Genomic DNA, 12,347 nt, shown 5'->3' with positions numbered 1-12,347 from the left:
CTTTCGCGTCCACCGCGCACCGGCGGTCACGACAGCCACCGGTCGCTGCGGCGCACCACCAGGCGGTAGGCGGCCATGACGACCGCCACGACGACGATCATCTCCAACGCCAGCGCATACGCGAATCCGGCCTGCCCGAGTACTACGTCGCTGGTCAGAGCGGTGCGGATGAGCAGCGGCACGATCAGGCTGCCCTGACTGACCAGTGCCGCCGCGGTGGCGTATGCGGCGAACGCGTTGGCGAACAACAGCAGGACCGAACCGAGGAACGCCGGCCTCAACAGCGGCACGGCGACGTCGCGCCAGTAGGCCCACGTCGACGCACCCAGGCTGACGGCCGCCTCGCGCCACTGGCTGCGCAACCCTTCGAGAGCCGGGGTGAACACGATGACCATCAGCGGGATCTGAAAGTACGTGTACACCAACACCAGTCCGCCGAGGCTGTACAGCCATCCCGACCCGGCCAGGTTCCACCCGGTGAGCTGTTGCACCCACAATGTCAGCACGCCGTTCACACCGACGGTGGACAGGAACGCGAAAGCCAGTGCCACGCCGCCGAACTGGGCCAGCACACTACACAGGGCCAGCACCGCCCGCCGCAACGTCGAGTCGGGCGCAGCGCTGACGATCAACCAGGCCAGCACCGCTCCCGCCGCGGCGCCCACCAGCGCGCTGATCGCGGACAGCAGCAGACTGTTCGTCAGCGCGGACAGCGCCGTGCGGGTGAACAGCGCCGCGATCCGGTCCAGTGTGAACACCAAGTCGGCGTAGACCGCGCCGATCAGCACCGTGATGGTCGGGATGATGAGGAACACCACCACGACGATGCCGAACGGCAACAGCGGCAATGCTTCCCGGAGCATCCGCGCGGCGCGGCGACCGGAGATGACCACCCTCGGCCCACAGCCGCGGCCCAGTTGTCCGCGAGGTACTTCGACGCGGCCTCGGTCTGCTGCGGTGTCGGCACCGTCACCGGGCCGTCCACGACGGGCAGCGCCGCGGCCACCGCCGGGTCGAGCGTCCCGTCGGCGAGCATGTTGTCGGCGCGGACCGGGCGAACCCCGCCCTCGGCGAACAGGTTCTGCCCCTCGTCGCTGTACAGGAACTCCTGCCACAACCGGGCGGCCGCCGGGTGCGGAGCGTCCTTGTTGATGGCCTGGTAGTAGTAGCCGGCGACCGGGTTGTCCGGTGGGACAACGACGGTCCAGGACGGCAGCTTCTTCGTCTGCGCGGCGTTCGTGTAGTTCCAGTCGATGACGACCGGTGTCTGCCCGGACTCGATGGTCGCCGGTGTCGGGTCGACCGGAAGGAAGTTCCCTGCCTCGTTGAGTTGGGCGAAGAACTCGACACCGGGGGCGATGTCGTCGGCCGACCCGCCCTGCGACAACGCGGCCATCATGACCCCGGAGAACGCGGCTCCGGCCTGAGTCGGGTCACCGTTGAGGGCCACGCTGCCCCGGTATTCGGGTTCGAGTAGGTCGTCGACACCCGTGACCGGCGGCACGGCGGCCGAGTCGAAGCCGATCGACATGTAGCCGCCGTAGTCGTTGACCCAGGTGCCGTCGGCATCCTTGAACGCCGCCGGGATGTCGTCGAACGTCTCGACCCGATAGGGCGCGAACATCGAGGTGTTGGCCAGCGCCACTGCCTGGCCCAGGTCGAACACATCGGGTGCGCTGCTGCGCCCCTTCTGCTGGTTGGCGGCGTTGATCTCGTCCTGGCTGGACGCATCCGGCTGCGCCGAGTTGACCTTGATGCCGTACTTGTCGGAGAAGGCCGAGATGATGGCTCCGTAGTTGGCCCAGTCCGGCGGCAGCGCAATGACATTCAGCTCGCCTTCGGCCTGGGCCGCTTCGACGAGCTCGGCCATCCCACCGAAGTCCGCGGCCGACGTCGTCTGCCCGGCCTCGACCCCGGACTGTGTCTCGGTTCCGGAGCCGTCGCGTTCCGGAGGTGCGCAGGCCACTGCGCCGACGAGCAGTGCACCGGTTGTCACCACACCCACCATCCGGGCCAGCCGGGCTCCGCACGAGATCGTCGAGAGAATCACTGCCGAACCTTCCGATGGTCGGACGGCCGTGGGGTGTCGGCCGGGTTACCGGGGCTCGACGTCTCGGTGAATGAATTCGACCCGCCCGGTGCGCCGGTGGTGACCCTACCCTGGTCTCATGTCGGGATTCGATGCAGCAGCGGGGTTCGATGCGCCAGTGCGGTTCTCGAGCTCGCCGGTCGCGGTGCTGGGCACGGTCGGCGCCGACGGCGCACCGCACCTGGTGCCGGTGGTGTTCGCGATGCCCGAAGGCCGCACCGACGTGCTGTACACCGCTGTGGACGCCAAGCCGAAGTCGACCAGGCGGCTGCGCCGACTGGCCAACATCGAAGCGAACCCGTCCGTGAGCCTGCTCGTCGACCACTACGACGACGACTGGAACCGGCTCTGGTGGGTGCGCGTCGACGGCACCGCCACGATCCACCTGCGCGGTGACGAGGTCGCCGCCGGATACGCCGCCCTGCGCGCCAAGTACCCCCAGTACCAACGCGTCGAACTGGACGGCCCGGTGGTCACCGTCGCGGTCCGGCGCTGGTCGTCCTGGCAGGGGGGTTAGCCGGAAGTTCAGGCGGGGGCAGTCCGGAACGCGAATGGAGGTCAACCGGGCAGACATCCGAGATGCCCAGCGACAGAGTTGGTTCATCCGATTCCGCCCGCCGAGGAGCCCCGATGACCACCATGCGTCTTGCCCATGACGACGACCTCACCACACGCTTCGCCCGCGACGCGGTGCCGGCGATCGACGGACTGTACCGCCACGCATTCACGTTGACCCGCAACCACGCCGACGCCGAGGACCTGTTGCAGGACACCGCTGCCAGGGCGTACGCGTCGTTCGGGTCGTTCCAACGGGGGACCAACCTGTCGGGCTGGCTCTACCGGATCATGGTCAACACGCACCGCAACAATTACCGCCGGCAACAGCACCGCCCGACACTGTGGCTCACCGACGAGTTCAGCGACCCTCAGCTGCTCACCCATGCGCGCCGCACCGCCGGCCCCGGCTCGGCCGAGGACGAGGTGCTCGCACGGGCCGGAGACCAGCGGGTGGCTGCCGCGATGCGGGGACTGCCCGCAACGTATCGGACCGCGGTGTATCACGCCGACGTCGAGGGCCGCACGTACAAAGAGATCGCCGCGCTGACCGAGGTGCCGCTCGGCACCGTCATGTCGCGCGTGCATCGAGGCCGCATCCGGCTGCGCCGGGCGCTCGCCGAGCGCGCGGCGGCCTGATCCCGCTACGACTTGGCGATCGCGGCCTCGAGTTCCTCTTCGTAGGCGCCTTCGTCGCGACCCAGCGCGATCGTGCCCGCCACCATCGCCGCGGTGGCCACCGCGATCGCCACGGCGTCCCACCGCCCCACGTCGAGGTGTTCGCCCAGCACCACCGCCCCGAGAAGTACCGCGATCATCGGCTCCAGCACCAGCATGGTGGGCACCGAGGTCTGCAGGGACCCGGCGTGGAACGCCGACTGCTGCAACAGTGTCGCGATCACCCCGAGCACGGCCAGCAGATACAACACCGGGGTCGTCACCACCGCCAGCACGCCCTGATGGGTCAGCAGGTGCATGACGAGCTTGGTCAGCACCGCGACCACACCGAACAGCACACCGACCGCCACGGCCAGCAACACCGCGCGCCGCCAGCCGGCGGTACGCACCGCGACGACAACACAGGCCAGCACCGCGACGGTGCACACCACCGCGACGATCGCCGACGTGGACAGCGACGCGGCATAGTCGCCCGGGCTGGCCTTGGCCAGCACGACGAACACGGCCAGTGCCACGGTCAGCAACACCGCCCAGGCCCACTCGCCACGGGTGACCCGCCGGCGTGCCAGCCGCGCGCTCAGTGGCAACGCGAACAACAGCGCCGACACCAGGATCGGTTGCACCAGCAGCAGCGACCCGGTCGCCAGCGCCAGCGCCTGGAACACATATCCGGCGATCGCGGCCCCGGTGCCGGCCCACCACAACGGCCGGCGGACGAGGGTCTTGAACATCACGGCGCTCACGCCGTACTCGGCCGGGACGTCGATGGTGGCGCGCTGTCGCACGACGATGCCGACCGCGAGGAACACCGCGGCCAGGAGCGCCAGAAGCACTGTCAGACCTTGGCCGATCACCCGACTAGGACAGCACACTTGCCTGAGCGTCGCCCACTCCGGTCGGATGTCGGCGCGGCGGACGCAGCCGGGCCGTCGGCTAGGTACAGCTAGGAGGCCTCCCGGCCGTCCACCACGCGGAGGGTGGGCCGGTCCGCGGGCTCCGGGGCGATCTTGTCGTTGACGGTGGCCACCACCGCGTCGACGCGGTCGACGGCGCGGTCACACATGCCGCGCACGCGGTCCCCGGCGGTGTCGACATCGTCGGCCGCGCTGCGCAGGTAGCCACGCAGGGTGATGCGCAGGCGCTCACCGCGCAGACGCAGACGTCGCCGGACCCGGTCGTCGATCTCGACGGTGACGTAGGGCAACACCTGGAGCTTCATCTGCACGTCTTTCGCTCGGGGACTGCTGGCACCAGGGTAACCAGGCCTCACCGCACCTGGGTCATCGAACGACCCGCGGTCATTCCGCGCTGCCCGCGCTACACGCGGCTACGCCGGAACGGTGCGCGGCCGGGCGGCTGCTGAGGGGGCGGCAGCAGCGGGTGGCGCGGGCGCACGGCGACCTCGGTGGGCTTCTGGGTGTCCAGGTGGAGATCCTGTCCGGCGTGCCGGATGGTCAGCTCCCCCTCGGGACCGTCGCGCAGCGTGTAGGTGACCGTGTCGTGATCGACGGCGACGATGACGCCGAAGTTGCGCCACCGCAACCGGAACCGCATCCGCGTGATGCCCGGCGGCAGATGGGGGTCCAGGGACAGCATCTTCTCGTCGTCTCGCAGCCCGCCGAAACCCTGGACCAGCGCGGTCCAGCTTCCCGCCAGCGATGCCACGTGCACACCGTCGCTGGTGTTGCGGTGCAGGTCACGAAGGTCGATCAACGCAGCCTCGTAGGCGTAGTCGTGCGCCAGCTCGAGGTGGCCCACCTCGGCGCACATCACCGCCTGGGTACACGCCGACAGCGACGAGTCCCGGGTGGTGCGCCGCTCGTAATAGTCGACGTTGCGGGCCTTCTGCTCGTCGGTGAACGCGTGGCTCTGCCAGTGCATCGCCAACACCAGATCCGTCTGCTTGACGACCTGGGAGGAATAGAGCCTGAAGTAGGGTTCGTGCATCAACAGCGGGTAGTCGTTGCTCACGGTGAAATCCCACTCCCGCAGCGTGGTGAAGCCCTCGCACTGCGGGTGGACACCGAGTTCCTCGTCGTACGGGATGTGCACGGCGTCCGCCGCATCCCGCCAGGCGGCGATCTCCTCGTTGCCGGCGCCGAGATCGGCTGCGTCGTCGGGATTCCGCCCGCACGCCTCGGCGGCGATCCGCAGGTTCTCGGCGGCCATCAGGTTGGTGAACACGTTGTCCCGCACGATCGCGGTGTACTCGTCGGGACCGGTGACGCCGTCGATCCGCCAGCGACCGTGACGGTCGTGATGGCCCAACGACATCCACATCCGGGCGGTCTCGACGAGCACTTGCAGCCCGCATTCCTGTTCGAGCGACTGGTCACCGGTCACCACCCGGTAGCGCTCGAAGGCCAGCGCGATGTCGGCGTTGACGTGAAACGCGGCAGTGCCCGCGGGCCAGTACCCCGAGCACTCCTCGCCATGGATTGTCCGCCAGGGGAAGCACGCACCCTTCAGGCCGATCTCGGCGGCCCGGTCGCGTGCCATGTCCAGAGTCGAGGCGCGCCAACGCAGCGCATCGGCGGCGGAGCCCGGAGCGGTGTAGGTCAGCACGGGCAGCACGAAACCTTCGGTGTCCCAGAACGCGTGGCCGTCGTACCCGGTTCCGGTCAGGCCCTTGCCCGGGATGGCGCGTCGCTCGGCGCGGGCGCTGGCCTGAAGCACGTGGAAGAGCCCGAAGCGCACCGCCTGTTGACAGTCCGGGTCTCCGTCGACCTCGACGTCAGCGCAGTCCCAGAACTCGTCGAGGTAGGCACTCTGGGACTTCAGCAGGCCGTCCCACCCGGTGTACCGCGCGGCGGCGATGGCGGCGGCGGCCTGATCGTGCAGCGCGGGCCGCGACCGCAGGCTGGACCAGCCGTAGGTGATGTATTTGACGATGCGCAGCTTTTCGCCGGGTTTCAGAGCGCACACCACCGTGGTGCGTGCCCAGTCGTCGCCCGCGTCACCACTGAGCTGGACCCGGCCGGGCGCCTCGACGAGGTGGTCCATCGCGGCCGCCATCATCAGCCCGCTGGCACGCGTGCGGTGCATCAGTGACGCCCCACGTTCGCTCACTTCGTGGTCCACCGGCTCGAGCGGCTTGACCAGCAGCGCCGCCACCCGAGGGTCGTCCGACGGAGCGGGCTGGTCTTCGTTGGCGACGAGTTCGGATTGCACGGTGACGCGCACATCCTCGTCGAGGGCTTCGACGATGTACTCGATGGCGGCCAGGCCCCGCTGTGCCAGCGACACCAGCCGGGTCGACTCGATGCGCACGTGCTTACCGGCAGGCGAGCGCCATTCCGCGGTCCGGCGCAGGGTGCCCGCCCGCAGGTCGAGGACCCGTTCGTGGGCCATCAGGTCGCCGTAGCGGACGTCGAACGGCTCGTCCTCGACGAGCAGCCGGATCAGCTTGCCGTTGGTGACGTCGACGACCGACTGACCTTCCTCCGGGTAGCCGAAACCGGCTTCGGCGTAGGGCAGCGGACGGTTCTCGTAGAAGCCGTTGAGGTAGGTCCCCGGCAGCCCGTAAGGCTCCCCCTCGTCCAGGTTTCCGCGCATGCCGATGTGGCCGTTGGACAGGGCGAACAGCGATTCGCTCTGCGGGAGCAGATCCAGGCACAGCTTGGTCTCCCGGACGTGCCACGGTTCAACGGGGAAGGCCTCGTCGGCGATCATCATGACAGCAGCTCCCCCAGATCACCCACGACGACGTCGGCGCCGTTGTCCCGCAACGCATCCGCCTGTCCGACCCGGTCCACACCGACCACCAGACCGAAGTTCCCGGCCCGGCCGGCCGCCACCCCGGAAATAGCGTCCTCGAACACCGCGGCGTGCGCGGGCGCCACGTCGAGCAGTTCGGCGGCCCGCAGAAAGGAATCCGGCGCCGGTTTGCCGGCGATGTGTTCCTCACGCAGCGTCACCCCGTCGACGCGGGCTTCGACGAAGGCGTCCAGGCCGGTCAACTCGAGCACCTCGCGGGTGTTGGCGCTCGACGACACCACCGCGCGGCGCAGCCCCGCATCGGCGGCAGCCTGGAGATACCGGCGGGACCCTTCGAACACCTCCACCCCGTCGCGGTGCAGCACGTCGGTGAAGCTGTCGTTCTTGCGTTGTCCGAGTTTCTCGACCTCTGCGTCGTCGAGTGTGATGCCCCGGCTCTCGAGAAAGGACCGCACACCGTCCAGCCGCGGCTTGCCGTCGACGTACTCCTCGTAGTCGGCGCCGGCGTCGAACGGCACGAACTCGTCGCCGGTCTGGTCGCTGCGCGCACGAAGGTAGTCGTCGAACATCGCTTTCCATGCCTGCCGGTGCACACTCGCGGTGTCGGTCAGGACGCCGTCGAGGTCGAAAAGGCAGGCACGGATGTCATCGGGTAGCCCCAGCATCCTGTTCACGCTAACCCGAACAGCGCCCGCAGTTCAGTCGTGCGCCACCAGATGAGCCCGGCGAAGACCAGCAGCAGCGTCACCGCGGCACCGGCCTGCACGAGGTCGCGCCTGGCCCGGGGCGCGTAGGCGAACGCCGCGGCGACGGCCGCACCGGTCACCAGCCCGCCGATGTGACCTTGCCAACTGATGTTCTGCGAGCTGATCAGCGGGATCACGAAGGTGAAGGCCAGGTTCAGCGCGATGATCACGACGACGAACCGCACGTCCATGTTCAGTTTGCGGCCCACCACGAACATCGCCCCGAACAGCCCGAACACGGCACCTGACGCGCCGGCGGTGGCCGCGTTCAGCTCCGACGCCAGGTACACCAACACCGAGCCGCCCAGCGCACTGAGGAAGTACAGCGTCCCGAACCGCAGCCTTCCCAGCGCCATTTCCAGGGGCGGGCCCACGATGTAGAGCGCCCACATGTTGAACAGGATGTGGGTCAGCCCGTAATGCAAGAACGCCGAGGTCAGCAGCCGGTACAGCTCGCCGTCGGCGACTGCCGGCGGCCACAGCACCAGCTCGCGTTCCAACCCTGCCGACGTGCTCTGTAGCAGGAACATCAGCAGGTTGACCCCGATGAGCGTGTACGTCACCACCGGGGTCGCCGAGCGGCCCGGCCGGCCGCCGAACGCGGTGCGCGCCGGGCGGACGGTGCGGGCACCTTCTCCGACGCAGTCCGGGCACTGGTGGCCGACCGCGGCGGAGCGCATGCACTCGCCGCAGATGAACCGGTTGCAGCGGGTGCAGCGGACATAGGTCTGCCGGTCCCGGTGGCGGTAACAGGTGGGGATCTGCGGCGCCTCGTTGGGAATGCTCACAGCACTCCGAAGAGTTCGATCCAGTTGCCGTCCGGGTCGGCGACGAACATCCAGCCCATGCCCGGCACCGGCGCGAACTCCGTCAGCGGCTCGACGACGTCGTACTCCGAGGCCTCGAAGGCCGCCGCCATTGCGCGCAGCCCGTTGACACCGATGGTGAAGTACCGCAGACCCGCCTGCACCCGCCCGCCGCCGGGCGCTGCCGGCGCGGGCGGCGGCGTGGTGTAGGTGACCAGTTTCAGCACGTTCGCGCCGAGCGAGTAGCGGCGCTGCGTGCCGCCCTCGAAGTCGATGTCGCCCTGCGGCTCGAGCTCCAGGAACCCCTCGTAGAACGCGACCATCGGCTCCAGGTTCGTGGTGACCAGGCCGACCTCGATACCCGGGGAGAGCAGATCCAGCTTCACGTCCCCCACGCTAGCGGTCGAGCATTTCCGTCGCCCGGTCGTCCCACCGGATATGCCGGATATGCCAAGCGGGGTAGAGTTCGCACCATCCGGAGGTTTTTCGCACGCGACCACTGAGTTCGCGTCGCCGCCGAATCAGGCGGGCCGTTGGACGGCCCAGGCGGGATCTTCTCATGACAGCTCAACACAAGGTCGACGGCAGCGGTCGGTCCTCATCGGGTCCGGAGCACACACCGCGGCTGCGGCTCAAGCGCAAGACCTCGCGCTCCGGCCACGTGGACGGGGCGTGGTGGCCGCACAGCGACGACCTCGCGGCCGAACTGCCCGACCTGGTGACGGTGTTGTCGGTACGGCTTGGGGCAGTGACCAGGGTGACCTACAACGTGGCGGACTGGCCGGAAACCGTGCACAAGCAACGGATGGGCGACCAGGTGGTCCGTCTCGACGGCTATCACCGTCACCCGCTGCACACGGTGGGAATACTCGACGGTCGGGGCAACGAAATCGACCTGCTGGTGGTGCCGGCGCAGACGGACGCCGACGATGCCCACCAGATCATGATGACCGCCGCGGAAACCGACGACGTGTCAGCAGTCGAGCTGCTCCTCGCTGGAGGTCCACGAGGTCGTAAAACGTTGTCCGCGTGATGAAACGCGTAGTGGGGACGGAACTCGAGGTCGACGTCACCGCACCGACGACATTGGAGTTCCAGATCGCCGTCGCGCCCCATCCGGGTACCCAGGTGTGGGAGTCGCTCTCATTTGTGCTCGACGGTGCCCCCGTGACCGCCCTCGAGATCAGCGGCGTGCACGGCAACCGGATTCACAAGCTCGAGGTGGCGGGCGGGCAGCTGAGCGTCAACTACTCTGCCACCATCCTCGGCAGCACCGCCCCGGCGCCCATCACCGAGTACGACCTGTCGATGTACCTGCGCCCCAGCCGCTATGCCGAAGCGGACAAGTTCTACGGATTCGCCGCAACGGAGTTCGGTAGCTACGTGGATTCGGCGACGTTGCTGGAGAAGGTGTCGACCTGGGTGGGCAGCCGGCTGAACTATGTCCCCGGCTCCAGCGACCCCATCGACGGGGCGGTGGACACGTTGCTCGCCGGCGCCGGGGTGTGCCGCGACTTCGCACATCTGGTGGTCGCGATGTTGCGAGCCGTCAACGTCCCCGCGCGGGTGGTCTCGGTGTATGCGCCCGGCCTGTATCCGATGGACTTTCACGCGGTCGGCGAGGCATTCGTCGACGGCCAGCGGCGGGTCGTCGATGGGACGCTGCTGGCGCCGCGGCAGTCGCTGGTGCGCATCGCGACCGGACGTGATGCGGCCGACATCGCGTTTCTGGACAACCACCGGGGTGCGATCAGCCTGGAACGGATGGCGGTGAGTGCCATCGTCGACGGCGAGCTGCCCACCGACGCGATCGATCAGCTCGTGTCGATCACGTGAGTACGTGGTGCGGGTACGCCTGGTCCCGGTGCTGGAACGCCAGGATGGCGGGATTACGGACGGTTCCGTCCCGGATCTCGATCGCCCGGGCGATCGTCGGCGTCTCGTCCCAGGCCGCCGGTCCGGCCAGCACCGTCTCCAGGTGGGGCAGCAGCGCCTCGCTGATCTCCCACGTCGCCGAGTTCCACAGGTAGGACGGGCTGTGGTCGACCGCGTAGTAGAGCACGTCGTTCGCCACCTGGATCACCGGCTCGGCGAATGAGGTCGGCCGAGCCCACTCGAAGCCCATGCCGGCGTCACAGGAGACGTCGACGACGAGGCTGCCGGGTGTGAACGAGGCCAGGTCGCCCTCGGTCACGAAGACCTGCGGTGCGGTCGGATCCTGCAGCACACAGTTGACGACGATGTCGTTGTCCACCAGCAGTTCGGCCACCGGGAGCCGACCGTCGTCGGTGTCCACCCAGATGCGGTCGGGGCTCTCGGGGTCGGAGCCCATCTGCAGCATCTGGACGGACGGGATCGGCGCGGCCACCGCGGCGACATCCCGGTTGGTCAGCACCCGCACGTCATCGACACCGTGCGCGTTCAACCCGGTGACGGCGCCGCGGGCGGTGGCTCCGAAACCCAGCACGGTCGCCCGCAGCCGGCGGCCGTAGGTCCCCGTGATGCCGGCCAGCGCCATCGCATGCAACACAGAGCAGTAGCCGGCCATCTCGTTGTTCTTGTGGAAGACATGCAGGCCGAAGCCGCCGTCGGACTGCCAGTGGTTCATCGCCTCGAAGGCGATCAAGGTCTGCCGCCGGTCGATGGCCGCCTGGGTCAGCGCGTGGTCCTGCACACAGTGCGGCCAACCCCAGATGGTCTGACCCTGCCGAAATTCGGTGAGATCGGCGGCCTGCACCTTGGGCAGCAGGATGACGTCACACGTGGCCACGATCTCCTCACGGGTGGTGATGCCCCCGACGAACGGAGCCAGCATCTCGTCGGTGGCGCCGAAGTCGGCCCCGTAGCCGCTCTCCAGGAGGATCCGCGGCCGCAGGTCCTCGTCGATGCGGCCGAAATGCTCCGGGTGGATCGCCAGCCTGCGCTCGTCGGCTTTGCCGGAGCGGGCAAGGACGCCCAGAGTGAGCTGTCGTCTCTGCAGGCCCGGTTCTTCAACTGGCATGTGGCCAGACCCTACCCCGCCGACGGTTGTGACAGAAAAATGACGCCTTGGGCATCCGAGATCACGATCAATTAAGCACAACCGGCCGATCCTGAGGATTCTCAGACTGCCGTGACCTGAATTGCGCTGTTGCACCGGGTGATTACCCGTTTTTGAGGCGCACATCACCCCTACGGGCTGTAACGTTTCCGCGTTCGCCGCCAGCTGATCATGAGACCGGTTTGGGCACTGCGGATCTCGGCTACTTTGGGGTCGGGCGGGGATGCAGAGATCCAAGACACGAAGGACGAATCGATCATGAATTCCAGTGGAACCGCAATGCGCCGCGTCGTCGCCGGCCTCGGGGCGGGCGCGCTGTTCGGCGGCCTCGCCGCCGCCACGGTGGCCGCGCCCGCCGCGGGCGCCGCGACGGCCGAGCAGTGCAGTGCCAGCGGCATCGCCGACACAGTCAGTTCGGTGACGGGTCAGGCCCGCTCCTACCTGGACGGGCACCCCGGCGCCAACCAGGTGGTGACCGCGGCGATGAATCAGCCCTATGCCGAGGCAGAGGCCAATCTGCGGGGCTATTTCACGGCCAACCCGGCCGAGTACTACGACCTGCGGGGCATCCTGTCGCCGATCGGTGACACGCAGCGCACCTGTGGCGTGACGGTGCTGCCCGGCGAGTTGGCGACGGCCTACAACACGTTCATGGCCGGCTGAGTCGACGCATCGATGCCGCGGCGGCGGGTTCTGTCCCGCCGCCGCGGCACTTA

14 protein-coding genes are annotated in these 12,347 nt (G+C 68.4%); 5 read left to right on the top strand and 9 right to left on the bottom strand.

Going from position 1 to position 12,347, the window contains the following annotated elements; all coding sequences use genetic code 11:
• Positions 1-26: 26 nt before the first annotated feature.
• Both J3476_RS22735 and J3476_RS22730 read right to left on the bottom strand, forming a co-directional pair.
• A complete protein-coding gene (locus J3476_RS22735) occupies positions 27-863 on the bottom strand; it encodes an ABC transporter permease subunit (RefSeq protein ID WP_207068604.1) in 837 nt (278 codons plus the stop codon).
• The gene (locus J3476_RS22730; protein WP_207068654.1) at positions 782-2,008 is read right to left on the bottom strand and encodes an ABC transporter substrate-binding protein; all 1,227 of its coding nucleotides are present in this window, start codon (positions 2,006-2,008) and stop codon (positions 782-784) included. Before J3476_RS22730 ends, J3476_RS22735 begins: the two co-directional genes overlap by 82 nt.
• A 160-nt stretch (positions 2,009-2,168) precedes the next feature.
• Between J3476_RS22730 and J3476_RS22725 the strand changes: the two genes are divergently transcribed.
• Both J3476_RS22725 and J3476_RS22720 read left to right on the top strand, forming a co-directional pair.
• A complete protein-coding gene (locus tag J3476_RS22725; protein WP_207068603.1) occupies positions 2,169-2,606 on the top strand; it encodes a TIGR03668 family PPOX class F420-dependent oxidoreductase in 438 nt (145 codons plus the stop codon).
• A 113-nt stretch (positions 2,607-2,719) separates the two neighbouring features.
• The gene (locus J3476_RS22720) at positions 2,720-3,283 is read left to right on the top strand and encodes a sigma-70 family RNA polymerase sigma factor (protein ID WP_286183572.1); all 564 of its coding nucleotides are present in this window, start codon (positions 2,720-2,722) and stop codon (positions 3,281-3,283) included.
• Between the two features lie 5 nt (positions 3,284-3,288).
• On the opposite strand, the gene J3476_RS22715 is transcribed toward J3476_RS22720, so the two are convergent.
• The 6 genes from J3476_RS22715 to J3476_RS22690 form a co-directional block, all read right to left on the bottom strand.
• The gene (locus tag J3476_RS22715) at positions 3,289-4,176 is read right to left on the bottom strand and encodes a DMT family transporter (protein ID WP_207068602.1); all 888 of its coding nucleotides are present in this window, start codon (positions 4,174-4,176) and stop codon (positions 3,289-3,291) included.
• Between the two features lie 89 nt (positions 4,177-4,265).
• Complete coding sequence (locus tag J3476_RS22710; protein ID WP_207068601.1) at positions 4,266-4,541, bottom strand: hypothetical protein; 276 nt, start codon at positions 4,539-4,541, stop codon at positions 4,266-4,268.
• Positions 4,542-4,639: 98 nt separating this feature from the next.
• Positions 4,640-6,994: a glycoside hydrolase family 65 protein gene (locus J3476_RS22705; RefSeq protein WP_207068652.1), complete on the bottom strand. Its 2,355-nt coding sequence runs from the start codon at positions 6,992-6,994 to the stop codon at positions 4,640-4,642.
• A complete protein-coding gene (locus J3476_RS22700) occupies positions 6,994-7,704 on the bottom strand; it encodes a beta-phosphoglucomutase family hydrolase (protein WP_207068600.1) in 711 nt (236 codons plus the stop codon). Before J3476_RS22700 ends, J3476_RS22705 begins: the two co-directional genes overlap by 1 nt.
• Positions 7,705-7,709: 5 nt before the next feature.
• The gene (locus J3476_RS22695) at positions 7,710-8,573 is read right to left on the bottom strand and encodes a rhomboid family intramembrane serine protease (RefSeq protein ID WP_286183571.1); all 864 of its coding nucleotides are present in this window, start codon (positions 8,571-8,573) and stop codon (positions 7,710-7,712) included.
• Positions 8,570-8,977 (bottom strand): VOC family protein, encoded by a 408-nt coding sequence (locus J3476_RS22690; protein WP_207068599.1) that lies wholly within the window; start codon positions 8,975-8,977, stop codon positions 8,570-8,572. Before J3476_RS22690 ends, J3476_RS22695 begins: the two co-directional genes overlap by 4 nt.
• A gap of 173 nt (positions 8,978-9,150) precedes the next feature.
• Here J3476_RS22690 and J3476_RS22685 point away from each other — a divergent pair, with 173 nt between their 5' ends.
• Both J3476_RS22685 and J3476_RS22680 read left to right on the top strand, forming a co-directional pair.
• Positions 9,151-9,624: a DUF5994 family protein gene (locus J3476_RS22685; protein ID WP_207068598.1), complete on the top strand. Its 474-nt coding sequence runs from the start codon at positions 9,151-9,153 to the stop codon at positions 9,622-9,624.
• Positions 9,624-10,427: a transglutaminase family protein gene (locus tag J3476_RS22680; protein WP_207068597.1), complete on the top strand. Its 804-nt coding sequence runs from the start codon at positions 9,624-9,626 to the stop codon at positions 10,425-10,427. Before J3476_RS22685 ends, J3476_RS22680 begins: the two co-directional genes overlap by 1 nt.
• On the opposite strand, the gene J3476_RS22675 is transcribed toward J3476_RS22680, so the two are convergent.
• Complete coding sequence (locus J3476_RS22675) at positions 10,420-11,592, bottom strand: N(5)-(carboxyethyl)ornithine synthase (RefSeq protein ID WP_207068596.1); 1,173 nt, start codon at positions 11,590-11,592, stop codon at positions 10,420-10,422. The genes J3476_RS22680 and J3476_RS22675 overlap by 8 nt on opposite strands.
• A gap of 297 nt (positions 11,593-11,889) precedes the next feature.
• Between J3476_RS22675 and J3476_RS22670 the strand changes: the two genes are divergently transcribed.
• Positions 11,890-12,294, top strand: coding sequence for a heme-binding protein (locus J3476_RS22670; RefSeq protein WP_207068595.1), 405 nt, complete (start codon positions 11,890-11,892; stop codon positions 12,292-12,294).
• Positions 12,295-12,347 lie beyond the last annotated feature (53 nt).

Origin of the sequence: Mycobacterium sp. PO1, assembly GCF_017312405.1 — a bacterium.
GTDB lineage: Bacteria > Actinomycetota > Actinomycetes > Mycobacteriales > Mycobacteriaceae > Mycobacterium.
Note: the sequence above shows the minus strand (reverse complement) of the source record. Positions and strands in the feature narration are given on the sequence as shown.

Excerpts from the sequence above, each read along its gene's own strand:
- J3476_RS22675 (WP_207068596.1), bottom strand. The coding sequence starts at position 11,592 with ATGCCAGTTGAAGAACCGGGCCTGCAGAGACGACAGCTCACTCTGGGC.
- J3476_RS22670 (WP_207068595.1), top strand. The coding sequence starts at position 11,890 with ATGAATTCCAGTGGAACCGCAATGCGCCGCGTCGTCGCCGGCCTCGGG.
- J3476_RS22730 (WP_207068654.1), bottom strand. The coding sequence starts at position 2,008 with ATGGTGGGTGTGGTGACAACCGGTGCACTGCTCGTCGGCGCAGTGGCC.
- J3476_RS22700 (WP_207068600.1), bottom strand. The coding sequence starts at position 7,704 with ATGCTGGGGCTACCCGATGACATCCGTGCCTGCCTTTTCGACCTCGAC.
- J3476_RS22705 (WP_207068652.1), bottom strand. The coding sequence starts at position 6,994 with ATGATCGCCGACGAGGCCTTCCCCGTTGAACCGTGGCACGTCCGGGAG.
- J3476_RS22685 (WP_207068598.1), top strand. The coding sequence starts at position 9,151 with ATGACAGCTCAACACAAGGTCGACGGCAGCGGTCGGTCCTCATCGGGT.
- J3476_RS22720 (WP_286183572.1), top strand. The coding sequence starts at position 2,720 with ATGACCACCATGCGTCTTGCCCATGACGACGACCTCACCACACGCTTC.
- J3476_RS22735 (WP_207068604.1), bottom strand. The coding sequence starts at position 863 with ATGCTCCGGGAAGCATTGCCGCTGTTGCCGTTCGGCATCGTCGTGGTG.
- J3476_RS22680 (WP_207068597.1), top strand. The coding sequence starts at position 9,624 with ATGAAACGCGTAGTGGGGACGGAACTCGAGGTCGACGTCACCGCACCG.
- J3476_RS22725 (WP_207068603.1), top strand. The coding sequence starts at position 2,169 with ATGTCGGGATTCGATGCAGCAGCGGGGTTCGATGCGCCAGTGCGGTTC.
- J3476_RS22710 (WP_207068601.1), bottom strand. The coding sequence starts at position 4,541 with ATGAAGCTCCAGGTGTTGCCCTACGTCACCGTCGAGATCGACGACCGG.